Origin of the sequence: Streptomyces sp. DH41, assembly GCF_029813785.1 — a bacterium.
GTDB lineage: Bacteria > Actinomycetota > Actinomycetes > Streptomycetales > Streptomycetaceae > Streptomyces.
Genome location: NZ_JARVKY010000009.1, coordinates 1 through 22,731, shown reverse-complemented (window position 1 = coordinate 22,731; position 22,731 = coordinate 1). Strand labels below are relative to the sequence as shown.

The following is a 22,731-nucleotide window of genomic DNA, read 5'->3' as shown; positions in this document are numbered from 1 at the left end:
GGCCCGCCTGAGCGAGCCCGCGCCGCCGTTCCTTGCGCACGCACTAGTTGCACAGGCAACGACCGGTCGTTTCGGTGTTACCGTGCACCTATGGCAGTCAAGACGGCCGGTGCGCGGCTCGAGGAACGGTGGCGGGAGATCCTCTCGGTCCACGCCCGCACGATGTGCGAGATCGACCGCGCGCTGCACCCGCACGGTCTGGGCGCGAGCGACTTCGAGGTGCTCGACCTCCTCGTGACCGAGGGGCCCGAGGAGGGCGCCCAGTGCCGGGTGCAGAACCTGGTCGGCCGGGTCCATCTGAGCCAGAGCGCGCTGTCCCGGCTCATCGCCCGGCTGGAGAAGGACGGGCTGGTGGAGCGCACGATGTGTGCGGAGGACCGGCGCGGTGTGTACGTCGCCCTGACCCGCAGGGGCCGCGACCTGCACGCCGAGGTACTGCCGCTGCAGCGGGCCGTGCTGGCCCGCATGCTCGGCGACGACGAACCCGCTCACGTCTGACGGGCGTGTTCCCTCTCCTCCGGGGGCGGGCCTTCGCCCAGGGACGGACTCTCCCCTAGGGACGGGCCAGCAGGGTGCGTACGCCGTCCGACGTGAGGGTGAGGCGGTGCTCCGAGCCGGCGTCGATGGACAGCGACAGGTCGTCGGCCGGCCACTGCGCGGCGAGGGCGCCCAGCGGCACCATGCGGTAGCGGGAGACGTACGGCAGCAGATCGGCCATCTCCAGCTCGGAGGTGAACACCGGCACCACCTGACGGCCGCCCTGTTGTTCCAGTACCGGCAGTGCCAGCATCCCGGGGTCGGCGGCGTCCTGGTCGTTCGCGTCGTCGGGCACCGGGACGAGGACGTCGCTGCTCGCGAGCGTGTCGAGCGCCGCCGTGTCCTCGGTGTTCTCGGCAAGTGCGTCCAGCGCGCGGTGGGCGGGCGAGACGGAGTTTTCGTTCGCGGGTGTTTCCATGGCAGATCCCTGGTAGCGGCGGTGGTGGGGGCCGCCCCGATGGTCGGCACGGGGACGGTCCAGGCTCGCGTACCCGATCACCCGGGGCGCAATCCTGTTCGACGCCCGACGCCGCCACCGACGGTTCGGGCCCGGCACGACCAGGACGGGGCGGGGTTCGCGACGAGGTGCCCGGGATGTGAGTCCTGGGACTCATGCGGTTACCCGGGAGGTCCCCGAGGGGCCACGAAGGTCCGGATGGGCCCCGGGAGTCGAGCCACCGACTGGGAGAAGTACTCATGTCCCACACCACCAGCGCCCGAGAGGTGGTCGACGCCGTCAAGGACGTCGACTTCCCGGCGGGCAAGGACGATCTGATCCGGGCGGCGCGCGAGGCGGGCGCCTCGCCGGACGCCGTCGCCGCACTGCGCGGCATTCCGCCCGAGAGCTACGCCAACCGCGAGGAGGTGGCGAGGTCGGTGCGTGTGGACCCCGCCTCCGACCTCGACACCTCGCCCGCGCAGCGCGCCGAACAAGCTCGCGCCGGCGGCAAGCCGGGCCAGTCGCAGCATCTGCGCGAGGTGCCGAAGCCCCCCGTGGAGGAGGAACTGGACCGGGACCGCTGACGTCCTGACACCTCGCCGCGTCGCGCCGGCCGGACCCCTCGGCCGGCGCACGGCGGGTCTGCGCGCCCGTCGGACCACCACGTGCGCTCCTCGCACCACTCAAAAGCTCCCGCCGCACCGCAACCTTTCGGTCAATCGGCCCGTCTCATCCAATACCAGAACATGCTCACCCTCCGGGGGACACAATGCGACGAAGCAGAGCGACATGGATGGCGGTCGTGCTCGCGGGCGCCGCCCTGGGGACGGCCACGGTCGCGGCCGACGCGGCCCCGGTCACGGACGCACGGAGCACCGTGCGCGACACCACGCGCTCCACGGCGTGCGCCACCGGCTGGGGCGGTCACGACAAGACCCGCGTCGCGGGGACGACGACGCCGGTGAAGGACGTCAGGACCGGTCGCCACGCGTGCTTCGACCGGATGGTCGTCGATGTGCCCGGTGCGAGCGCCGACCGTCTCGGCTACTTCGTCCGGTACGTCGACCGACTGCACCAGGACGGCTCGGGCCGCCCGATCGCGGTGGGCGGCGGAGCCGTCCTGGAGATCAGGATCGCAGCGCCCGGCTACCGCCCCGAGAGCGGCGCCTCCACCTACCCCGGCCGGGCCGGGCGGCCCCTGCCGGGTGTCGACCTCACCGGCTACCGGTCCTTCGAGGACACCCGGTTCGCCGGCAGCTTCGAGGGCGAGACCCAGATCGGGCTCGGCCTCCGCGCCCGGCTGCCCTTCCGGGTACTGGCGCTGGACGGCCGTGTCGTGGTGGACGTCGCCCACACGTGGGACGGCGCGCGCTGAGGCGGGCGGGCCGGGACGCGCTCAGGCGGGGCGCCCGCCGGCCTCCGCTCCGGCCTCCACGAGTGCGGCCAGTTTGGCCAGGGACATGCGCGTGCCCGTCTCGTTGTCCGCGGCCGGCACGGCGTCCGGGAGTCCCTCGTGGGTGACGACGACCTCCGTGCCGCCGTCCGCGTCGGTGAGTGTGGTGGTCATCGTCATCGTGCCGCCGAAGGCGGCGTCGGCCGACTCGAACTCGAGCACCTCCACGACCTCTTCGTCGGGCACCAACCGCGCGAAGCGCCCGTGGTAGGTGTCCGTGCGCCCGCCCGACTTGCCGACCCCCGTCGGCGCCTCGTAGGTGAGCGAGACGCGGAAGGTGCCGCCCTCGCGGGCGTCGAACGTGTGCACCTGTGCGGTCATGTCGTCCGGGGCCCGCCACGCGGCGACGGCGTCCGCGTCCAGCAGCGCGCGGTACACGGCGGAGCGCGGGGCTTTCACGCGCCAGGAGACCCGGGTCGAGTGCATGGACACGATGCTACTGGCACTCATCTGATCGCCTGTGGGCCCACTTGATCGATCAGAAGGGCGGTCGGGTTAGCATATGAGCGCCGCCTAGCTCGAAAGATAGAGACGTGACTGCCAACGACGACTCGTTCACCAACTGGAAGAACCGCGAAGAGATCGCGGAATCGATGATCCCGATGATCGGGAAGCTGCACCGGGAGCAGGACGTCACGATCCTGCTGCACAGCCGTTCCCTGGTGAACAAGTCTGTGGTCAGCATCCTCAAGACCCACCGTTTCGCCCGCCAGATCGCCGGCGCGGAGCTGTCGGTCACCGAGACGATGCCCTTCCTGCAGGCCCTCACCACGCTCGACCTCGGTCCCTCGCAGATCGACATCGGCATGCTCGCCGCGACCTACAAGAGCGACGACCGCGGGCTGACGGTGGAGGAGTTCACCGCCGACGCGGTCGCCGGGGCCACCGGCGCCAACAAGATCGACCGCCGCGAGCCGCGCGACGTCGTCCTGTACGGCTTCGGTCGCATCGGCCGGCTCGTCGCCCGCCTGCTCATCGAGAAGGCCGGTTCGGGCAACGGCCTCCGGCTGCGCGCCATGGTGGTCCGGGGCGGTGGCGAGCAGGATCTGGTGAAGCGCGCCTCGCTGCTGCGCCGCGACTCCGTGCACGGCCAGTTCCAGGGCACGATCACCGTCGACGAGGAGAACAGCACGATCCTCGCCAACGGCAACGCGATCAAGGTGATCTACGCCGACGACCCGACGCAGGTCGACTACACGGCGTACGGCATCAAGAACGCCATCCTCATCGACAACACCGGCAAGTGGCGCGACCGCGAAGGCCTGTCGAAGCACCTGCGTCCGGGCATCGACAAGGTCGTCCTGACCGCGCCCGGCAAGGGCGACGTCCCCAACATCGTCCACGGTGTCAACCACGACACCATCAAGCCGGACGAGCGGATCCTGTCCTGCGCGTCGTGCACCACCAACGCGATCGTCCCACCGCTGAAGGCGATGGCCGACGAGTACGGTGTGCTGCGCGGCCACGTGGAGACGGTCCACTCGTTCACCAACGACCAGAACCTGCTGGACAACTACCACAAGTCGGACCGGCGTGGCCGTTCGGCGCCGCTGAACATGGTCATCACCGAGACCGGTGCCGCCTCCGCCGTGGCCAAGGCCCTTCCGGAGCTCAAGGCGAAGATCACCGGCAGTTCGATCCGCGTGCCGGTGCCGGACGTGTCGATCGCGATCCTCAACCTCCAGCTGGCCCGCGAGGCCACGCGCGAGGAGGTCCTCGACCACCTGCGCGACGTGTCGCTGACGTCGCCGCTCAAGCGCCAGATCGACTTCATCAGCGCGCCCGACGCGGTCTCCAGCGACTTCATCGGCTCGCGGCACGCCTCGATCGTCGACGCCGGCGCGCTGAAGGTCGAGGGGGACAACGCGATCCTCTACCTCTGGTACGACAACGAGTTCGGCTACTCCTGCCAGGTCGTGCGCGTCGTGCAGCACGTCTCCGGGGTGGAGTACCCGACGTATCCGGCCCCGGCGGTCTGATCCGGAGCGGAGCGCGCGTGCCGGGTCAGGACGTGAGGCCCTCGACGAACACGCGGGTGAGCGCGGTCGGCGCGGTGATGGCGGTGCCGACGACGACACTGTGCGCACCCGCCGCGAGCGCCCGGGAGGCCTGTTCCGGCGTCGCGATCCGGCCCTCCGCGATCACCGGGGTGGCCAGCGCGGCCGCGAGGTCGGCGACGAGGGCCAGGTCCGGGGCGGTCTGCACCGGGGATCCCGGCACGTAGCCGGACAGGGTGGTGCCGATGAGGTCGGCGCCCTGACCGGCGGCGGCGACCCCCTCGTCGAACGTCGACACGTCGGCCATGACCAGAGCGCCCGCCGCGTGGACGGCCTCGACGAGCTCGGCGAAGGTACTGCCGTCGGGGCGCGGGCGCGCGGTGGCGTCGGCCGCGACGACCGCCGCGCCGGCCTCCACCAGGGCGAGCGCGTGGCGCACGGTCGGGGTGATGAAGACGCCGCTGTCGCCGTCCTTCCACAGGCCGATCACCGGAAGGTCGACGGCCGCGACGGTGGCCGCGACGACCTCGGGATCGTTGACGCGCACGGCCGCCGCGCCGCCGGACCGCGCCGCGAGGGTCATGCGGACCAGGGTGTCGGTATGGCGCATCGGGTCGCCGGGCGGCGCCTGGCAGGACACGATCAGGCGGCCCTTGAGGGCTTCGGCCAGGGACGGGGCCGAGGTCATGTACGGACTCCAGTGGTGAGGGGGTCGTGCAGAGGCAGGGTGCGGGTCAGCTCGGCCGCGCCGAGGACCGCGGCGTCGGCGCCTCCGTTCGGCGCGGCGGGGCGCAGCGTCCGCAGCGGGGGCATGAGCTCCGCCGCGAACGCCGTGCACAGGGCGTCCCAGTACAGGGCACCGATCCCGGGTACGCCGCCGGCGACGACGACGCGGTGCGGGCCGAGCGCGTTGGCGAGGCCGCCGAGGGCGCGGCCCACCGCCCGGGCGCCGAGCGTGATGGCGGACGTGGCGTGCGTGTCGCCGTGGGCCGCGCGCTCGGCGACGGTCTGGAGGCGGTCGGCGCCTTCCCCGCTGATCCGTCCGTAGTGCGCGGTGATGGCGGGTCCCGCGGCGATCGCCTCCAGGTGGCCGGTGGCGCCGCAGGTGCAGGGCAGACCGGCCGCCTCGGGGCTCGGCAGGTGACCGAGGTGGCCCGCGATACCGGCCGCGCCGTGGAGCACGCGCCCGCCGGCGGCGACGGCGCCGCCGACTCCGGTGCCGACGGCGGCGTAGATCAGGGTGCCGTCGGCGCCCAGCCCGGCGAGTTCTGTCGCCGCGGCGGCGCGTACGTCGTTGTCGCAGGCCACCGGGAGCCCCGTACGGGTGGCGAGGCCGGTGGCCAGGACGGTGCCGGCCCAGCCGCGGATCGTGTCGGTGGCGCTGGTGACGGTCCCGGCGGCGGGGTCGATCACACCGGCCGCGGCGACGCCGATCGCGGCGGTGCCCGGCGTCCACACCGCGCGGGCGGCCTCGGCCAGCGCGTCGAGCACCGTGTCCGCGCCGCTCGTCGACGGCGTGGGCAGGGTGTGCCGGGCCAGGACGGTGCCGTCGGCCCCGACCAGGGCGGCGGCGATCTTCGTGCCGCCCAGGTCGAGGCCGATCACCGGCGCGTCGGAGTGACGGCGGGTCATCGGGCCGGCAGCAGCCCGGCGCCGCGCAGGTGCCGCTCGACGTGGGCGACCGAGGCGTCGCCCAGCTGGATCTGCGGTGCGGCGGTGGTGCCGTGCGTGAACACCCCGAGCAGCCGCAGCGCGTGCTTGAAGGCACCGATGGCGGAGGAGTTGCGGCCCATCTCCTCCTCCGGACCGGCGTCGACCAGGCCGAACAGCTCGACGAGCCGCTCCTGTTCCCTCACGGCGCCGTCCAGGTCGCCGCCGCGCACGGCGTCGTAGAGGCGCACATAGCCCGCCGGGTCCACGTTGCCCAGCCCGGGGACGACGCCGTCGGCGCCGGCCAGCAGGGCGGCGTCCACGGTGAGTTCGGAGCCGGTGAGGATGCTGAAGGAGGGCGCCGGGCCGTCCGCGCGGCCGTGGCGTCCGCCGAGTTCGACGAGGAGCCTGCGCAGCCCGCCCTCGTCGCCGCTGCTGTCCTTGAGGCCGGCCAGCGTGCCGTCCTCGGCCAGTTCGCGCACCAGGGTGGCGGACAGCTTGCTGTGCACGGAGACGGGGAGGTCGTAGGCGTACAGGGGGAGGTCGACGGCCGAGCGGACCGTGCGGAAGTGGGCGGCGATCTCGCGGGGGTGGGTGCGGGCGTAGAAGGGCGCGGTGGCCACGAGGGCGTCGGCGCCGGCCTTCCGGGCGGCATCCGCGTGTTCCAGCACCCGGGGGGTGGTCATGTCGATGACGCCGGCGAGTACGGGCACGCGTCCCGCGGCGGCCTCGACGACCGTCTCCAGGGCCACGGCCCGCTGCCGGTCGGTGAGGAAGGCGATCTCACTGCTGGAGCCCAGGGCGAACAGCCCGTGCACTCCCCCGCTGACGAGGTGCTCGACGAGCCGGGTGAGCGAGGCGGTGTCGACCTCGCCCGACGCATCCAGAGGGGTGCAGACGGGCGGCACGACGCCGCTCAGGGGCTGGGACGAGGACATGGTGTCTCCTGGGCTGTGCGAGTGGTGGTACGGGGTGGAACGTCGGTGGTACGGGGTGGAACGTCGGTGGTACGAGGTGGGACGGGCCGTCCGCCGCCGCGTCGGGGGCGGGCGTGCGGGCGGCCCGTGGCCCTGCTACGGCGCGGCGACGGTGAGCGTCGAGTCGCCGTAGGAGTGCTGGGAGCCGCGGACCTGGTAGGTCGCGGTGGTCGCCACGCCGCCCGCGGTGGCGTCGGCGGGCACGGTGACGGGGATCCTGACGTTGGCGCCCTGGCCGGGGTCGAGCGCGGGCATGGTGACGCCGGGGGCGCTCCAGCCCTGCGGCAGCTTGAGGGAGACCGTGCCGGCGGGGAGCCGCACGTCGTTCTGGCTGACGACGCGGACGGTGACGTCGGTGGTCTTCCCGGCGGGCAGGGAGGCGGGCGGGGTGACGGTGACGGGCGCGCAGACTCCGCCGAGCCACCTGAGGTCGAAGGACGAGTAGGTGATGTGCTTGTGGTTGTCCCGCTCCCACAGCAGGCCCACGCGGGAGTTGGCGCCGGTGCCGTCGTCGAGCGGGGTGAGTGTGGAGTAGGCGGCCGAGCCGGCCTCGACGGTCTTGCGGACGGGCCAGTTCTGCCCGTTGTCGCAGGACAGGCGGACGGTGAGGTTGCTGCGGCTGCCGGTGGTCGCGGTGTTGCTGAACAGCAGCCAGGAGGAGCGCGGGTGCGAGGCGGCCACGTTCGGTGCGAAACGGGCGATGGAGCCGTTGTTCGCGGGGTCGGGCAGCTCGGTGTCCTTCTGGAAGGGGGTGTAGGTGACACCGCCGTCGGTGGAGTAGGCGACCGTGCGGTGCGGCTTGGAGCGGTTGTTCAGCATGACGCGGCCGTCGGACAGCTCCACCGTCTTGTTCTCGTCGCCGCCGGGTCCGACCGGGGTGCCCATCTTCCAGGTGGCGCCGTGGTCGTCGCTGTAGGCGCTGACGGCGTAGTTGAGGCCGTTGTTGCGGATGGCGTACTGCTGGATGAGGCGGCCCTTGTAGGTGCCGTGCCGCAGCTGGATGCCCTCGCCGGAGGCGGCGAACATGCCGGCCCAGGCCGGGTTCTTGATCTCGGCGGTGATCCGCTCGTGCTTCCAGGTCAGGCCGTCGTCGTCGGAGTAGCTGTAGTCGGCCTGGAGGACGTCGGGGTCGCTCTCGTCGTTGCCGGTCGCCGAGCCGAAGAAGCCCTGGTTCACCGAGGCCGCGTAGAAGACGAAGATCCGTCCGGTCTCCCGGTCGACGAGGAGGCTGGGGTCGCCGAAGCCCTTGGGCGCCGCTTCCTTCCGCACGACCTGCTGGGCCTGCCAGGTGGTGCCGCCGTCGGTGCTGCGCCGCAGGACGACGCCGAGGTTGCCGGGCAGGTCGCCGAGGGTCGGACGGGCGTCGTAGGCGGCGATCAGGGTGCCCTCGGTGGTGTGGGTGAGGGCGGGGATGCGGTAGTAGGGGGAGCCGGTGCCGGCGGTGGCGATGTCCTGCGAGGTGAGGGTGCCGGCGGTGCCGGAGGGCGCTGCCTCGGTGGCGCCGTGGGCGGCGGGGGCCATGGCCCCCAGGGTGAGCAGGGAGGCGGTGCCGAGGGTCAGAAGGACTCTTCGCTGCATGAGACAGGCCTCTTCTCGGGTGAGGGGTCAGGCGAGTTGGGGGTCGTGCAGGGCGGAGAGGTCGGTGGGGGTGCCGGGCGGGGCCAGTAGTTCCCGCAGCCAGGCGAGTTGTTCGCGCCGGTGGTGGCCGCCGCCGCCCTCGTGGCCGTTGAACTCGTAGACGCGCAGGTCCTTGGGGCCCCCGTAGCGGTGGTAGGCCGCGAAGCACGTCGAGGGCGGGCAGATCTCGTCCATCATGGCGATGGAGAAGAGTGACGGGGCCGTGGCGCGGGCGGCCAGCAGGGCGGCGTCGACGTAGGACAGGGTCATGAAGACGGTCTCGGTCCGGTCACGGTGCAGACGCAGGTACTCGGCGACCTCGGTGTAGGGCGGCTGGGCCGCGATGCTCGCCCCGCGCCGGATGTCGCACAGGTACGGGACGTCGGGCATCACGCCCGCCAGGTCCGGCACGAGCCCGGCGACGGCGAGCGCGATGCCGCCGCCCTGGCTGATGCCGGTGACGACGACCCTGGCCGGGTCGACGGCCGGGTGCTCGCGGACGGCCTCCACGCAGCGCACCGCGTCGGTGAACACGCGCCGGTAGTAGTGGTCGTGGGGGTTCTCGACGCCGCGGGTCAGGAAGCCGGGCACGGTGCCGTTGAGGGCGGCGGTGTCGGGGGTGTCCCCGCCGGCGGTGGACCAGCCCTGGCCACGCGTGTCCATGATGAAGTGCGCGTAGCCCGCGTTGGCCCAGAGCACCTGCTCGTGCGGCAGGCCGCGCCCGCGTCCGTAGCCGAGGAACTCCACGACGCAGCCGAGTGGCTCCTTCGCGTCGGCGGGCAGGTGGAGCCAGCCCCGGACGGGCTCCCCGGCGAAGCCGGGCACGGTCGCGTCGTAGGTCGTGACTCCGGTCAGACCGCTGTCCACGGGGACGAAGAGGGGCGCGTCGCCGCTCCCCCGGGCCTCGCGCACGGTCTGGTCCCAGAAGGCGTCGAGGTCGGCGGGCTCGTCGAGGTCGGGCCGCAGTGCGAGGCACTCGGCGAGGGTGAGGTCCGTCAGTGGCATGAAGGGGCCCCGATGGGTGAGGCGTGCGCGCGGCGCAGCGCGGAGTTACGGAGGGGGCCGGTCGAACCGGACCCCCGGCAAGAGCAGACGTCTGATGTCTGTTGTCCTGGGACACTAGAGATCCGGACGACGACCGTCAAGTGCCCACGACGGCCGTCAAGTGCCCCCTCCCCGGCAGGACGTCGGCCGGCCACAGCACGACGCGGGCGTCCCCGCACGGCGGGAGCGCCCGCGATGTCGGCGGGAGTCGGTCGGCTCGTCGGCGGGAGCCGGTCGGCGTCGGGCGCGGGAGCCGGTCGGCGTCGGGCGCGGGAGCCGGTCGGCGTCGGGCGCGGGAGCCGGTCAGCGTCGGGCGCGGGCCTCGGCGATTCTCAGCCGTACTGGCGCGTAGTGTTCGGTCAGTGCCAGTGCGAACTCGGCCGGATCACGGTCCGCCACGGCGTCCACGATGCGCTGGTGATTGGCGATGGTGGCCGCCTCGTGCTCGTGCGTGAAGACGTCGAGGTGCGGCGCGACGATGACGTAGACGTCCCAGAAGGCCGTGGACAGCTGGCCGATGAGGTCGTTGCCGAGCGGAGCGAGGAGCAGGGTGTGGAAGGCGCGGTCCGCCTCGACGAAGCCGTGCCCCTCCCCGGCACCGGCCCTGCGCATCTCGTCGACGTGGCTCCCGAGGCGGTCGATCTGCGCCTGGTCGAGGGACGAGACGAGGCGTTCGGCCATGCCCCGCTCGAACAGCTCGCGCACTTCGATCAGGTCGGACATCACCTGGAAGTCGTCGTCCGGGCTGAGCAGACCGCGGAAGGTGAGGCTCTCCACCAGGGCGGACAGGCTCAACCGCCCCACATAGGTGCCGTGTCCGTGCCGCACCTCGACGATGTCGAGCGCGGTGAGGATCCTGATCGCCTCCCGCACGCTGGAGCGGCTCGCGCCGAGCGCCTCGCACAGGGCGGGCTCGGTCGGCAAGGGATCCCCCGGACGCAGTTCGTTGCGCAGGATGTACGCCTTGATTCCGTCGACGACCTCCTGCCGCAACGGTTGTCGTGCCGCTTTGGGCTCCGGCACCGTATGCCGAATCGCCCTTTGCCCCACCGCCACCTCTTGACCCCTCTCATTTGCCCAGCTACGTTCCCACACTACCAAGCATCAGACATCAGACGTCTGATGCACTGTCGGTGAGGCGCCGATCACACTCTCGCCTCCTCCCCAGCTCGACCTCTCATCTCCCGCATGGAGGACTCCTTGTCCGCGCGCAGTGCAGCCGGCGTCGATCGCCGCACCTTCATGAGATACACCAGCGCCATCGGTGTGGCGACCGCCGTGACCGCGGGCCTGTCCGCCTGTGGAGGCCCGGCCTCCAGCGGAGACGGCGGCGGCGACTCGGGCAGTGGCAGCGACACCATCGAGGCCGGGCTCTCCTATCCCCTCTCCACGGGCTTCGACCCGATGATCACCTCGGGCGCGACCCCGTTCGCCGCGAACATGCACATCTTCGAGGGCCTGGTGGACCTCGACCCGGCCACGCTGGCGGCGCGGCCGACGCTGGCCACCGAGATGCCCAAGAAGATCAACGCGACCACGTACCGGGCCACCCTGCGCGAGGGGGCGACGTTCCACGACGGTTCGGCGGTCACCGCGGACGACGTGGTGTTCAGCTTCGAGCGGGTGCTGGACGAGAAGAACGCCTCGCTGATGGCGCAGTTCGTCCCGTTCATCGACAAGGTCACCGCGGTCGACGCCTCGACGGTCGAGTTCAAGCTGAAGTACGCCTTCGCGCTCTTCCCGTCCCGCATATCCGTGGTGCGGATCGTGCCGAAGAAGATCGCCGGCGCCGACGCCAAGGCCTTCGACGCGAGGCCCGTCGGCTCGGGCCCGTACCGCTTCGTGTCGGCGGTCCGCGAGGACAAGATCGTCATGGAGGCGTACGACAAGTACAACGGCCCGCACCCGGCCAAGGCCAAGAAGATGGTCTGGCGACTCATGTCCGACCCGTCCGCGCGGGTCAGCGCGCTCAAGTCCGGGCGGGTCCAGGCCATCGAGGACGTGCCCTACATCGACGTCAAGGGCTTCACCGGCAAGGACAAGGTGGAGTCCGTCCAGTCCTTCGGGCTGCTCTTCCTCATGTTCAACTGCGCCGACAAGCGTTTCGAGGACAAGCGGGTGCGGCAGGCCCTGCACTACGCGCTCGACACCGAGAAGATCATCTCCACGGCGCTGCTGGGCAACGCCGAGGCCGCCACCGGATACGTGCCGGCCACGCACCCCGACTACCACAAGGCCTCCACCGTCTACGAGCACGACCCGGCCAAGGCCAAGAAGCTGCTCGCCGACGCGGGCGTGGGCAAGCTCTCCTTCACGCTGCTGCTCACCGACAACGGCTGGGTCAAGGACATCGCGCCCCTGATCAAGGAGAGCTGGGCGGCGATCGGAGTCGACGCCCAGCTCGACATCGCCCAGTCCGCCGCCCAGTACGCCAAGATCGACAAGGGTGACTTCGACGCCCTGGCCGCGCCGGGCGACCCGTCCGTCTTCGGCAACGACGCCGACCTGCTGCTGCGCTGGTTCTACTACGGCTTCTGGCCGGAGAACCGCTACGGCTGGAAGGGCTCCGCGCCCTACAAGCAGACCAAGTCCCTGCTCGACAAGGCCGCGGCGGAGGCCGACGAGGCGAAGCGCAAGCATCTGTGGGGCCAGGTCACCGACCTGGTCGCCGACGAGGCCGCCCTGTATCCGGTGCTGCACCGCAAGCTGCCCACCGCCTGGCGGGACGGAACGCTGACCGGGTTCGAGCCGCTGCCCACCACCGGGTTGTCCTTCATCGACGTCGGCCGGGCATAGGGGGTGTCGTCCGGATCCTGCCGGAGCCGACCTGATCCGAACGACACCCCCTGACCCGCACGCCCAGGCCGCTGGGCCGTCGCCACGCCACCACGGGCGGCGGCCCCCGCCCCAATCTCTAGGAACCTCACGATGGTTGCATTTCTCCGGCTCGCGCTGCGCCGCGTCGCGATGATGCCGGTGATGGTCCTCGGCATCGCGCTGCTGGTCTTCGTCGTCCTGCAGTTCTCGCCGACCGATCCCGCGTACAACGCGCTCGGCGACTCGGCGAGCCCCGAGGCGCGAGCCGCGTTCGCCGAGGCCAACGGACTCGACGACCCCCTGCCCGTGCGCTACTTCGCCTTCCTGGGCGATCTGCTGCAAGGGGACCTCGGCGTCACGATGTCGCCCAGCCAGCCCGTCACCGACCGGATCGCCACCGCCTTCCCGCTCACGCTGCAGCTGACGCTGCTCGGTCTCACGCTGGCCATCGTGCTGGCGCTGGTCTTCGGCGTCCTCAGCGCCATCTACCGGGACCGCTGGCCAGACCAGGTCTTCCGGGTGCTGTCGATGGCCGGGATCGCCCTGCCCTCGTTCTGGGTCGGTGTGCTGCTCATCCAGCAGTTCTCGCTGAACATGCCGATCTTCCCGACCGGCGGCTACGTCAACCCGGCCGACTCCTTCTCCGGCTGGCTCGAGAGTATGACGCTGCCCGCGCTGTCCCTCGCCCTGCCCGTCGCCGCCTCGCTGGCCCGCCTGATCCGCACCTCGATGGTCACCGAACTCGACCGCGACTACGTGCGCACCGCCCGGGGCAGCGGCCTGCCGCCCTTCCTGATCATCCGGTCGGTGCTGCGCAACGCCCTGGTCACCCCGCTGACCGTGCTCGGCGTCAAGGTCGGCTACATGCTCAGCGGCGCCGTCGTCATCGAGGCGATCTTCGACCTGCCCGGCATGGGCAAGCTGATCCTGGAGGGCGTCAACGGCGGCGACGTCGGGCTCGTCCAGGGCACCGTGCTCACCATCGCGGTCGCCTTCCTCGTGGTCAACGTCGTCGTCGACCTGCTCTACCTGCTCGTCAACCCGCGCATCAGGACGGTGTGATGTTCGCCCGAAGCTCCCTCGCCGCGCGGCTGTCCCGGCCCGGCGCCCGCCTGCGCCGCCTGCCCGTGCCCTCCCGGATCGCCCTGGGGATCCTGCTGGTGGTCGTGGTCGGCGCGGTGTTCGCCCCGCTGCTCACCCAGGACCCCCTGGCGACCGGCATACCCGCCCAGGCGCCGGGCGCCGACCACTGGTTCGGCACCGACCGGGCCGGCCGCGACGTGTTCGCCCGGGTCGTCCACGGCGCGCGCTACTCCCTGGTCATCGGTCTCGGCGCGACCCTCCTCGCCCTGGTCCTCGGTTCGGCCCTGGGCGCGCTGGCGGCGACCTCGCGCAAGCTCGCCGACGAGTCGGTGATGCGCACGCTCGACGTCGTGATGTCGTTCCCGCCGATCGCGCTGGCCGCCGTACTGGTCGCCGTGTTCGGGCCCAGCGTCCCGGTCATCATCTTCACCATCGCCTTCGTCTACTCGCCCTCGCTCGCCCGGGTCGTACGGGCCAACGTGCTGGAGCAGTACGGCGAGGACTACGTCGCCGCGGAGCAGGTCATCGGCGCCCGCCGCGGCTACATCGTGGCCCGGCACGTCGCCATCAACTGCGCGGCGCCGATCCTGGTGTTCGCGACCGTCATGGTGGCCGACTCCATCATCTTCGAGGCGAGCCTGTCCTTCATCGGCGCCGGCGTGCAGGACCCCGACCCCAGCTGGGGCAGCGTCCTGGCCTACGGCCGGCAGATCCTGCTGTCGGGCGGCTGGTGGGCGACCCTCTTCCCCGGTCTGTGCGTGCTGCTCACGGTGCTCGCGCTGAACGTCCTCTCCGAGGGTCTGACGGACGCCGCGGCCTCCCCGGACAAGTCCCGCACCGGCGGCACCGACTCCGACGAGAACGCCACCGCCGCCGCGCCCGACGCCGACACCGCCGACGTGGACGCCGCGCTCGACGAGCTCGCCGCACGGCTCGCGGCCACGGAGCCCGCCGTGCCTCCGCTGAGCGAGGACGCATCCGAACTCCTGGTCGTGCGCGACCTGTCCATCCGGTTCCCCGACCGCTACGGCGACACCCGGGTCGTCGACGGCATCTCCTTCACCGTCCGCGAGGGCGAGACCCTCGGACTGGTCGGCGAGTCGGGCTGCGGCAAGTCGATCACCAGCCTCGCGATCATGGGGCTGCTGGCCCGCAACGCCGAGGCCGAGGGCGAGATCCTCTACCGGGGCCGCGACCTGCTGAAGCTGTCGCCGAAGGAACGCCGGGCGCTCATGGGCCCGGAGATCGCCATGGTCTACCAGGACGCCATGTCGTCCCTCAACCCGTCCGTGCTGATCGGCACCCAGCTCACCTGGCTCACCTCCCGCGGTGGCACCCGCACCCCCGCCGAACTGCTCGAACTGGTCGGCCTCTCCCCCGAGCGCACCCTGCGCAGCTATCCGCACGAGCTGTCCGGCGGCCAGCGCCAGCGCGTGCTGATCGCCATGGCGCTCTCCCGGAGCCCGCGGCTGCTCATCGCGGACGAGCCGACGACCGCGCTCGACGTCACCGTGCAGGCCCAGGTCGTCGAACTGCTCATCAGGCTGCGCGACGAACTCGGCTTCGCGATGGTCCTCGTCTCGCACGACCTGGCCCTGGTCGGCGACCTCGCCCACCGGGTCGCGGTGATGTACGCCGGTCAGGTCGCCGAGGCCGGCGACACCCGCTCGCTGCTGACCGACCCGGCGCACCACTACAGCCGGGGGCTGCTCGGCTCGGTCGTCTCGCTGGAGTCGGGCGCCGAGCGGCTGCACCAGATCCGCGGTGTCGTGCCGGCTCCCAGGGCGTTCGGCCCCGGCTGCCGGTTCGCGTCCCGCTGCGCCGCCGCCACCGAGCTGTGCGCCACCACCCCGCCACCCGCCACCGACCGCGACGCCGGGCAGGACCACCTCTTCGCCTGCCACCACCCGGCGCCCGAGAAGCGGTCGGCCAAGTCGCTGGAGAGCGCCCGATGACCGCGCGGAAGGACACCGCCATGGACCCTCTCATCCGGCTCGACCACATCCACGTACGGCACAGGGCCCGCAGCGGCGGGATCCTGCGCCGGGACGCGGTGCACGCCCTCACCGACGCCTCCCTGGAGGTCCGGCGCGGCGAGATCCTCGGACTGGTCGGTGAGTCGGGCTGCGGCAAGTCCACGCTGGCCCGCGTGGTCACCGGGCTGCAGCGGCCCACCGAGGGCCAGGTGTACTTCCAGGGACGGGACCTGTGGAAGATGAGCGCGGCCGAGCGCCGTGACGAGTTCGGTTCCGCCGTGGGCGTGATCTTCCAGGACGCCTCCACCGCGCTGAACCCGCGGCTGTCCGTCCGGCAGATCCTGCGCGACCCGCTGGACGTGCACCGTCGCGGCACCCGCGCCGAGCGGGAGCGGCGCGTCGAGGAGCTCCTCGACCTGGTCGGGCTCCCCGGCCACACCATGGAGGCGCTGCCCGGGCAGCTCTCCGGCGGCCAGCGCCAGCGCGTGGCCATCGCCCGCGCCCTGGCCCTGGAACCGGAGCTGATCGTCGCCGACGAACCCACCAGCGCGCTGGACGTGTCGGTGCGCGCCCAGATCCTCAACCTCCTGGTGGACCTGCGCGCCCGCCTCGGTCTGGGCATGGTGTTCATCTCCCACGACGTGCAGACGGTGCGCTATCTGGCGGACCGCATCGCGGTGCTGTACCTGGGCCGCGTCGTCGAGGAGGGCGGTGCCGCCGAGGTCGCCGGCGCCTCCCGCCACCCGTACACCGAGGCCCTGCTGTCGGCCACGCCCAGCCTGCTCGAGCGTCCCGAGCGGATCGTCCTGCACGGCCCGGTACCGTCGGCCACCAACCCGCCCTCCGGCTGCCCGTTCCGCACCCGCTGCTGGAAGGCGGACGACGCGTGCGCCACCGCCTTCCCGGCGGCGACGGACGGCCCGGGAGGCCATCGCTGGCACTGCGTACATCCTCAGGCGGGCATGATGACGGAGGAAGCCCTGAGCGGAGGCTGACCCGGCGGGCATCGGCCGGCCGGGCCGGGGCATGTGTGTGATGGCGTTCTCCGCTCGGACGCCGTAACGCACGACGGCCGGCCGAAACGAGAATGGGGCCATGCAAGGACTGGTTCGGCGCCCACCCCGGCGCCCGCCCCGGCGCTCGCCCTGGATCGAGGCGCTGATCTGGTGCGTGGCGGTGCTGAGCCTGACCGTTCTGGCCGCGGCCGCCGTCGTGCGCAGCACCGTGCTCGATCCGGAGTTCTACGGCCAGGTACTGGAGGACGAGCGGGCCTACCAGCGGTTCTACGACGAGGTACTGGTCGACCCGGCCAGCACGCCACTGGCCCAGGAACTGCTGGACCGGCTGCCCGTCCCGCAGTCCACCATCACCTCGAACCTCAAGGTCGTGATCCCGCCGGAGACACTGCGGGCCATGGGCGACCGGCAGATCGCCGAGATGATCCACTACCTGGAGGGCGACCGCGACCGGCTGCGGGTCACGGTCGACCTGGAGCCCGTGGTCGCGAACGTCGAACGGCTCAGCCAGGCCTACTTCGGTGATGCCGTCGCCGCCCTGCAGCAGCGGTCGGAACCCGACTTCCAGGCCTTCGTGCAGCGGCTGTCCGAACTGGCGGCACAGGTGGTCGCCGGTGAGGCGCCGCTGGAGGGCCTGCCGTCGCTGCCGCTCTCCCGCGACCAGGCGGTCGCGGCCACGGACGCGCTGATGCGACTGGTGCCGGCGGCCGCACGCGCCGACGCCAGACCGGGCGTGCGGACGGCGCTGGACCGGGGGGACGTGGCCTCGGCACTGGCCGCTATCGCGCCGGTCGCCCTGACGGACCAGGTGCGGGCAGCCGCCGCGGAGTTGCTGCGGGAGGCGAACGACGGCACGTGGGTCATCACCGTCGATCTCGACCCCCGGCAGGAGGCGCTCGCTCCGGTGGACCGCGCGCGTGCCGTCACCCGCCTCTTCCAGGACGTGGTGGAACCGGCGGCCGCCGTGCTCTGTGCCGCCGCGCTCACGCTGCTGTGGTTCTCCACGCCCTCTCCCGCCAAACGCCGGCTGATGCCGCTCGGCTGGGTGCCGGCGGCCGCCGCGTCGCTGATGGCGCTGACGGTGCTCCTCCTGCGTCTCACCCTGGGCGACGCGCTGTTCGGCACCCCGTCGTCCTGGCCCCCGTCGGCGTCGTCCCTCCTCGGCGACATCCAGGCGACCGCTCTCGACCGGCTCCTGACCACCGCCACCGTCGTCGCGGTGATCCTGCTGGCCGCCGGCGCCCTGCTGATCACCGTCGGCTGGGTCTGGCAGACCAGGCCCGGTGTGCCGGTCCTCACCGATCCGCGGCACGGCCCCACCCTGACCTTCGCCGTCACGGCGTGCGCGCTCGTCGGCACGATGCTGGCACCGGTGGCGATCACCGGCTCCGGACCGCGCGTCTGCCAGGGGAGCGCCGAGCTGTGCGACGCCCGCTACGACGAGATCGCCCAGCTCGCGTCGCACAACGCGATGGCCACGACCGCGGACCGGTTCATCGGCCCCCTCCAGGACCCGGACATCGTCGGCCAGCTCAACGCCGGGGTGCGCGTCCTGCTGCTCGACACGCACCGGTGGGAGCGGCCCGCGGAGGTCGCGGACCGGCTGAGCACCTCGGACTTCTCCCCGGCACTGCGCCGGCGGCTCACCGGGATCCTGGAGCGGGTGAACCCTCCCCACCCGGGCCTGTGGCTGTGCCACTCGGTGTGCGGGGCCGGGGCCCTCGAACTGGAGCCCACACTGCGCCAGATCGGTGAGTGGCTGCGTGCGAATCCCACGGAGATAGTCACCCTGATCCTTCAGGACGGCGTCGGCTCCGTGGAGAGCCAGAGCGCCTTCGAGCGGGCCGGGCTGTCCGACCTGCTGTACGAGCCGGACGCCGACCCGGACCGCCCGTGGCCGCCGCTGGGAGACATGATCGACGACGGTCGGCGCCTGGTCGTCTTCGCGGAGAAGGCCGACGGGCCCGCGCCGTGGTACCGGAACTTCTACCGGTACGGCATGGAGACGCCCTTCGCGTTCCGCAGCCCGGACGAGATGTCCTGCCTGCCGAACCGGGGCGGCGCGGACAAGCGGCTGTTCCTGCTCAACCACTTCGTCACGGCCGGCGGCGGACGGCGGCTGGACGCCGGTGTCGTCAACTCCCGGCAGCGCGTGCTGGAGCGGGCGCACACCTGCGAGCGGCGGCGCGGCAGACCGGTCAACTTCATCGCGGTGGACTACGCGACGATCGGCGACGCGCTCGGCGCGGTCCAGGAACTCAACGCCGAACGCCGCGAGGACGATTCCCGCCATCCGGCCGGACGGTCACCGGAGAAGCTTCCCGGGGCGTGAGGAAGGCGGCGGCGTGCCGCCCGGCGACGCGTCGGTGCTCCGCGTCGCCGGGCGGGTGCTGCCGGCGGTGCCGTGCGGGACCGCCGGCCGGTCTCACCGGTTGATCTTGAACTGCGATCCCGGTTCGATCGTCACGTCCTCTTCGGCCGAGTTGGTGATCGTGACGTCGGTGAGGGTGGCGCTGCCGCGGGCACCGCCCATCGCCAGGACGCCGGAGCCGTTGTTCGACTTGTCGATGCGGACGTTGTCCACCCTCACGTCCGGCATCGCGCCGCCTCCCGTCTTGAACTGGATGCCGTCGTAGGTCGAGTCGAGGATGTCGGTGTCCCGGATGGTCACGCCGGGGATGTCCGGCCCCTGCGCGAAGAGGGTGATGGCGCCGAACTCCTGGTCCTCGTTCCAGAACGCGCCGCCCGTCCGGTGCAGGGCGTTGCCCGCGATGAGGGTCTGTCCGGAGAAGGGCAGCGGGTCGTGGTCGGTGGCGAGCATGATGCCGGGGTAGTTCATCGTGTCGGAGATGACGTTGTTCTCGATGGTGTTGCCGTAGCCGCCGTAGACGGCGATGCCGTTGGCCCGCCACGGAAGCTGGATGGTGTTGTTGCGGAAGTGGTTGTCGTGGCCGACGTCCACGGAGGTGTCCTTCACGTACTTGCTGGCCCACACGGCGAGCGAGTCGTCGCCGGTGTTGCGGAAGGAGGAGTTGTGGACCGTGGAGTTGCGGGTGCCGTTGGCGAAGTTGATGCCGTCGGCGTAGGTGTTGCGGATGCGCATGCCGGTGAACTCCAGGCCGTCACCGGGGCCCCACAGTTCGGGGATGTTCGCGTAGTCGCGGCCGGCCCAGACGCCGACGTTGGCGTGCTCGATCCATACGTTGCTGATCCTGGTGTCCTTGCCGAAGCGGCCGTTGAGTCCCACGCCGCCCTCGTGGTTGCCGTCGCCGCCGCGGATGGTGCCCGAGCCGAAGATGGCGATGTCGGAGATCTGCGTGTTGTGGTCGATGTCGAAGCCGAAGTTGCCCTCGTGCGGGTGGTTGATGCCGCCGGCCTCGTGCGGCGGGGTCAGGGTGTGGAGCTGGGAGTGCCACATGCCCGCGCCGCGGATGGTGACGTCGCGGATGCCGACCTGGTTGTGCTGGCCGCGGTTGTGCGGGTCGTCGGTCAGGATCTTCTGCTCCTGGCGCCACTGCCCGGCCGGTATCCACACGCAGGGGATCTCGCCGTTCTGGTCGGCGGTGACGGCACGCTGGATGGCGTCGGTGTCGTCGAGCCCGTCGCCGGGGACGGCACCGTACTCGGTGATGGAGACGCAGTCGGCGGGCTTGGCCGCGGGCGGCGCGACCTGCTCCAGGTCGATCAGGTCGATGACGTGGAAGGCGGCCGAGTCGCCCGCGTCGCGCTGGAGGCGGAACTCGGTGCCCTGGGGGAAGGTCCTGTCCAGCAGCGCGTGGGACTCGTCGAACAGCCGCCGCGCGTCACCGCCGGGCCGGTTGGTGAGGCCCTCGGGGTCGTCGGTGTTTCCGTACAGCCAGCTGTGCTTGGACGACAGGGTCAGCTTCTGTACGAAGTCGCCGTCGGCGTAGAGGCCGATGGTGGCGTCCGCTCCCCCGCCGCCGGGTGCGTCGGGGACGGAGCCCCGCACCACGATGGAGTTGGTGGGTGCGGTGGAGGTGAACTCGACGTACTCGCCGGTCGAGTCGAGCCGGACGGACTCGCGGCCGGACGACTCGGTGCCGAAGTTGGTGTGCCCGAAGGTGCGCTTGGCGTCGCTGGTGAGCAGGGTGCCGTTGTGACGGCCGTCCTCGGCCTCGTACTCGGTGTAGGGCACGGCGGCGCCGCGTCCGATGACGAGGGACTTGGCGAGCACGTTGTTGTTCTCGTTGGTCTCGGTGACGACGCCGGTCGCGTCGGCCGTGGCGGAGAGCGTGACGCCGCCGCCGGTCGCCGTCCAGGTGCCGCTGATCGGCACGTTCACGGTGGCACCGGCGGCCACCGCACCGGTGGTGCCGTTCAGGGTGGTGGAGCCGGCCTGGAGCCGGGTCACCGAGCCGGCCTCGGCGGCGCTCGTGCCGCGGTTGTGCACGGCGACGGTGAAGGAGACACGGGCGCCCACGGCCGGGTTGGCGGGGTCGGTGGTGATCGAGCGCACCTCCAGGTCGGGTCCGGGGGCCCGGTCGACGACCAGCCGGCCGGAGGCGGTGCGGCTGTTGTTGGTGTCGTCCAGTTCGGCGACCGTGTCGCCCGGGTCGGCCACCGCGGCGACGGCGTAGTCACCGGCCGCGTGGGTGCCGGTGGCGACGGCGACCTCGGCGGACTCGCCGGGGTCGAGCGCGGGTACCTCCGCGCTGCCGGCGGTCGTCCCCTCCACGGTGACCTCGGCGGTCGTCGCGGCCGAGGGCGCGGTGCCGGCGTTGCGGACCGTGGCGTTCACGGTCACCTCGTCCCGCTCGGAGGGGTCGGCGGGTGACCAGTCGAGGCCGGTGACGGTCAGGTCGGGTGCGGGCGCGGCGGTGCCGACGACCTGGAACTCGGCGACCTGGCCGCCGGGCGCACCGGAGTTGGCGAAGAACCTGAGCCGTACGTCGGACACGCGGCCGGTGACCGGGATGGTCACCGTGTTTTCGTTGCCCGGGCTGAACGAGTGGTCGGCACGGGCGCGCAGCGAGGTGAAGTCGCTCTCGCCCTGCGCACGGCCGAGGACCTGGATGCTCTGGGTCCGGGCGGCCCATACGGGGTTCGGGTCGAGCTTGACGACGACGGCGCTGACGTCCGCGTCGGCGCCGAGCCGCACGGTGAGGTCGGCGGGGTGGCCGGCCGCTTCCCAGTAGGTGGAGGTGGAGTCGTCGGTGGCGTTGGCCGCGACGTAGGAGTGCACCGACGAGGTGGCCTCGGCCGGCTTGTTGCGGGCCAGGTTGGTGCCGGTGGGCGGCGGCTCGGTGACCACCTCCTCGCCGTACACCTCCAGTTCGGACAGCTGCGCGGCGTTCCAGCCGGTGTTGCCGCTGACCTGGACACGGACGTAGCGCGCGTCGGAGGGGGAGGCGAGGTCGACGGCGACGGTGTTGGCCCGGTCCGGAGTGAACGTCCGTGCGGCGGATCCGGCGAGGCTGCCGAAGGTGGAGCCGTCGGTGCTGCCCCGGAGGGAGAGGGTCTGGCTGCGGCTCTCCCAGCCGGCGGGCAGTTTGAGGACCACCCGTTCGACGTTCCGTGTCTCGCCGAGGTCGACCTGCACCCACTGGGGGAAGGAGCCGGCCGGGCCCTCCCAGTAGGAGGCCTGGGTGCCGTCGGTGGTGTGGCCGGCGGGGTACGCGCCGTGCGAGCCGCCCGCCGTGGCCGGGCGGCCGAGGGCGAGGTTGACGTCGGCGGCGGCCGTGGCCGCCCGCGCGGTGGCCGTGAGGGGCAGCGGGAGCAGCCCGACCGTCATCAGCCCGGCCACGACGGCGCCCGTCAGCGTCCGTCTGCCGAGGGATCTCCATCTCATGGGGGTCCTCTGTTCCGTGGGGAGTCGGGGAGCGCGGCAGGCCGGCGGGGAGAGGGAAGCACCGAGGCACCGACCATGCGCGGCAATTGAGCAGGACAGTCGATTCTTTGCGGAAAGTGCGTCAACAGATTTCTAGTGCGTCGCCGGTTTGTCAACGGTCCTCGTTACAGCGGGATTTGGGACGCAAGCGACTTGCGTCGCTTGCTAAGCACTTGCGTCAGCCGTGAACTGGGAATGTGTTGCCGAGAAGGACTTCTAGCACCTACCGAACCTCGTGAGGCACGCAAGTGGTGTACGGGGACGAGAAACAGAAGGG

Annotated in this window: 18 protein-coding genes; 9 read left to right on the top strand and 9 right to left on the bottom strand. The window is 71.9% G+C overall.

The features are described 5' to 3' along the window. Window positions 1-90: 90 nt before the first annotated feature. Window positions 91-498 (top strand): MarR family winged helix-turn-helix transcriptional regulator, encoded by a 408-nt coding sequence (locus QC283_RS16595; RefSeq protein WP_279562293.1) that lies wholly within the window; start codon window positions 91-93, stop codon window positions 496-498. A gap of 55 nt (window positions 499-553) precedes the next feature. Here QC283_RS16595 and QC283_RS16590 read toward each other — a convergent pair whose 3' ends face one another. Then, window positions 554-955 (bottom strand): SseB family protein, encoded by a 402-nt coding sequence (locus tag QC283_RS16590; protein ID WP_279562292.1) that lies wholly within the window; start codon window positions 953-955, stop codon window positions 554-556. A 278-nt stretch (window positions 956-1,233) separates the two neighbouring features. On the opposite strand from QC283_RS16590, the gene QC283_RS16585 reads away from it, so the two are divergent. Next, window positions 1,234-1,560, top strand: a complete 327-nt coding sequence (locus QC283_RS16585; protein ID WP_279562291.1) for a DUF2795 domain-containing protein — start codon at window positions 1,234-1,236, stop codon at window positions 1,558-1,560. Between the two features lie 185 nt (window positions 1,561-1,745). Next, window positions 1,746-2,351 (top strand): AMIN-like domain-containing (lipo)protein, encoded by a 606-nt coding sequence (locus tag QC283_RS16580; RefSeq protein WP_443032616.1) that lies wholly within the window; start codon window positions 1,746-1,748, stop codon window positions 2,349-2,351. Between the two features lie 21 nt (window positions 2,352-2,372). Here the strand turns inward: QC283_RS16580 and QC283_RS16575 are convergent, their stop codons facing one another. Further along, complete coding sequence (locus tag QC283_RS16575; RefSeq protein ID WP_279562289.1) at window positions 2,373-2,855, bottom strand: SRPBCC domain-containing protein; 483 nt, start codon at window positions 2,853-2,855, stop codon at window positions 2,373-2,375. Window positions 2,856-2,962: 107 nt separating this feature from the next. Between QC283_RS16575 and QC283_RS16570 the strand changes: the two genes are divergently transcribed. Continuing rightward, window positions 2,963-4,408, top strand: a complete 1,446-nt coding sequence (locus QC283_RS16570; protein WP_279562288.1) for a glyceraldehyde-3-phosphate dehydrogenase — start codon at window positions 2,963-2,965, stop codon at window positions 4,406-4,408. Window positions 4,409-4,433: 25 nt separating this feature from the next. Here QC283_RS16570 and QC283_RS16565 read toward each other — a convergent pair whose 3' ends face one another. The 6 genes from QC283_RS16565 to QC283_RS16540 form a co-directional block, all read right to left on the bottom strand. Beyond that, the gene (locus QC283_RS16565; protein ID WP_279562287.1) at window positions 4,434-5,114 is read right to left on the bottom strand and encodes an N-acetylmannosamine-6-phosphate 2-epimerase; all 681 of its coding nucleotides are present in this window, start codon (window positions 5,112-5,114) and stop codon (window positions 4,434-4,436) included. Continuing rightward, window positions 5,111-6,058, bottom strand: coding sequence for an ROK family protein (locus tag QC283_RS16560; protein WP_279562286.1), 948 nt, complete (start codon window positions 6,056-6,058; stop codon window positions 5,111-5,113). The genes QC283_RS16565 and QC283_RS16560 overlap by 4 nt, the downstream gene beginning before the upstream one ends. Further along, window positions 6,055-7,014, bottom strand: coding sequence for a dihydrodipicolinate synthase family protein (locus QC283_RS16555; RefSeq protein ID WP_279562285.1), 960 nt, complete (start codon window positions 7,012-7,014; stop codon window positions 6,055-6,057). Before QC283_RS16555 ends, QC283_RS16560 begins: the two co-directional genes overlap by 4 nt. 135 nt (window positions 7,015-7,149) lie before the next feature. Next, a complete protein-coding gene (locus tag QC283_RS16550) occupies window positions 7,150-8,631 on the bottom strand; it encodes an exo-alpha-sialidase (protein WP_279562284.1) in 1,482 nt (493 codons plus the stop codon). A gap of 27 nt (window positions 8,632-8,658) precedes the next feature. After that, the gene (locus QC283_RS16545) at window positions 8,659-9,675 is read right to left on the bottom strand and encodes an acetylxylan esterase (protein WP_279562283.1); all 1,017 of its coding nucleotides are present in this window, start codon (window positions 9,673-9,675) and stop codon (window positions 8,659-8,661) included. 342 nt (window positions 9,676-10,017) lie between these two features. Then, window positions 10,018-10,770: a FadR/GntR family transcriptional regulator gene (locus QC283_RS16540; RefSeq protein WP_383531571.1), complete on the bottom strand. Its 753-nt coding sequence runs from the start codon at window positions 10,768-10,770 to the stop codon at window positions 10,018-10,020. A 186-nt stretch (window positions 10,771-10,956) separates the two neighbouring features. Between QC283_RS16540 and QC283_RS16535 the strand changes: the two genes are divergently transcribed. The 5 genes from QC283_RS16535 to QC283_RS16515 all read left to right on the top strand — a co-directional run bounded on the left by QC283_RS16535 (window position 10,957) and on the right by QC283_RS16515 (window position 18,938). After that, entirely contained in the window at window positions 10,957-12,510 is a 1,554-nt protein-coding gene (locus QC283_RS16535) for an ABC transporter substrate-binding protein (RefSeq protein WP_279562281.1), read from the top strand. Between the two features lie 132 nt (window positions 12,511-12,642). Continuing rightward, complete coding sequence (locus QC283_RS16530; RefSeq protein ID WP_279562280.1) at window positions 12,643-13,593, top strand: ABC transporter permease; 951 nt, start codon at window positions 12,643-12,645, stop codon at window positions 13,591-13,593. Then, the gene (locus tag QC283_RS16525) at window positions 13,593-15,569 is read left to right on the top strand and encodes a dipeptide/oligopeptide/nickel ABC transporter permease/ATP-binding protein (protein ID WP_279562279.1); all 1,977 of its coding nucleotides are present in this window, start codon (window positions 13,593-13,595) and stop codon (window positions 15,567-15,569) included. The genes QC283_RS16530 and QC283_RS16525 overlap by 1 nt, the downstream gene beginning before the upstream one ends. Continuing rightward, window positions 15,566-16,585 (top strand): ABC transporter ATP-binding protein, encoded by a 1,020-nt coding sequence (locus tag QC283_RS16520; protein ID WP_279562278.1) that lies wholly within the window; start codon window positions 15,566-15,568, stop codon window positions 16,583-16,585. Before QC283_RS16525 ends, QC283_RS16520 begins: the two co-directional genes overlap by 4 nt. Before the next feature lie 100 nt (window positions 16,586-16,685). Then, complete coding sequence (locus tag QC283_RS16515; RefSeq protein WP_279562277.1) at window positions 16,686-18,938, top strand: PI-PLC domain-containing protein; 2,253 nt, start codon at window positions 16,686-16,688, stop codon at window positions 18,936-18,938. A gap of 93 nt (window positions 18,939-19,031) precedes the next feature. Here QC283_RS16515 and QC283_RS16510 read toward each other — a convergent pair whose 3' ends face one another. Beyond that, window positions 19,032-22,415, bottom strand: a complete 3,384-nt coding sequence (locus QC283_RS16510; RefSeq protein WP_279562276.1) for a CARDB domain-containing protein — start codon at window positions 22,413-22,415, stop codon at window positions 19,032-19,034. Between the last annotated feature and the right edge of the window lie 316 nt (window positions 22,416-22,731).

Coding starts and splice junctions, on each gene's coding strand:
- QC283_RS16575 (WP_279562289.1), bottom strand. CDS start 2,855: ATGCACTCGACCCGGGTCTCCTGGCGCGTGAAAGCCCCGCGCTCCGCC.
- QC283_RS16530 (WP_279562280.1), top strand. CDS start 12,643: ATGGTTGCATTTCTCCGGCTCGCGCTGCGCCGCGTCGCGATGATGCCG.
- QC283_RS16535 (WP_279562281.1), top strand. CDS start 10,957: ATGAGATACACCAGCGCCATCGGTGTGGCGACCGCCGTGACCGCGGGC.
- QC283_RS16590 (WP_279562292.1), bottom strand. CDS start 955: ATGGAAACACCCGCGAACGAAAACTCCGTCTCGCCCGCCCACCGCGCG.
- QC283_RS16525 (WP_279562279.1), top strand. CDS start 13,593: ATGTTCGCCCGAAGCTCCCTCGCCGCGCGGCTGTCCCGGCCCGGCGCC.
- QC283_RS16580 (WP_443032616.1), top strand. CDS start 1,746: ATGCGACGAAGCAGAGCGACATGGATGGCGGTCGTGCTCGCGGGCGCC.
- QC283_RS16595 (WP_279562293.1), top strand. CDS start 91: ATGGCAGTCAAGACGGCCGGTGCGCGGCTCGAGGAACGGTGGCGGGAG.
- QC283_RS16550 (WP_279562284.1), bottom strand. CDS start 8,631: ATGCAGCGAAGAGTCCTTCTGACCCTCGGCACCGCCTCCCTGCTCACC.
- QC283_RS16560 (WP_279562286.1), bottom strand. CDS start 6,058: ATGACCCGCCGTCACTCCGACGCGCCGGTGATCGGCCTCGACCTGGGC.
- QC283_RS16520 (WP_279562278.1), top strand. CDS start 15,566: ATGACCGCGCGGAAGGACACCGCCATGGACCCTCTCATCCGGCTCGAC.
- QC283_RS16510 (WP_279562276.1), bottom strand. CDS start 22,415: ATGAGATGGAGATCCCTCGGCAGACGGACGCTGACGGGCGCCGTCGTG.
- QC283_RS16515 (WP_279562277.1), top strand. CDS start 16,686: ATGCAAGGACTGGTTCGGCGCCCACCCCGGCGCCCGCCCCGGCGCTCG.
- QC283_RS16585 (WP_279562291.1), top strand. CDS start 1,234: ATGTCCCACACCACCAGCGCCCGAGAGGTGGTCGACGCCGTCAAGGAC.
- QC283_RS16545 (WP_279562283.1), bottom strand. CDS start 9,675: ATGCCACTGACGGACCTCACCCTCGCCGAGTGCCTCGCACTGCGGCCC.
- QC283_RS16555 (WP_279562285.1), bottom strand. CDS start 7,014: ATGTCCTCGTCCCAGCCCCTGAGCGGCGTCGTGCCGCCCGTCTGCACC.
- QC283_RS16565 (WP_279562287.1), bottom strand. CDS start 5,114: ATGACCTCGGCCCCGTCCCTGGCCGAAGCCCTCAAGGGCCGCCTGATC.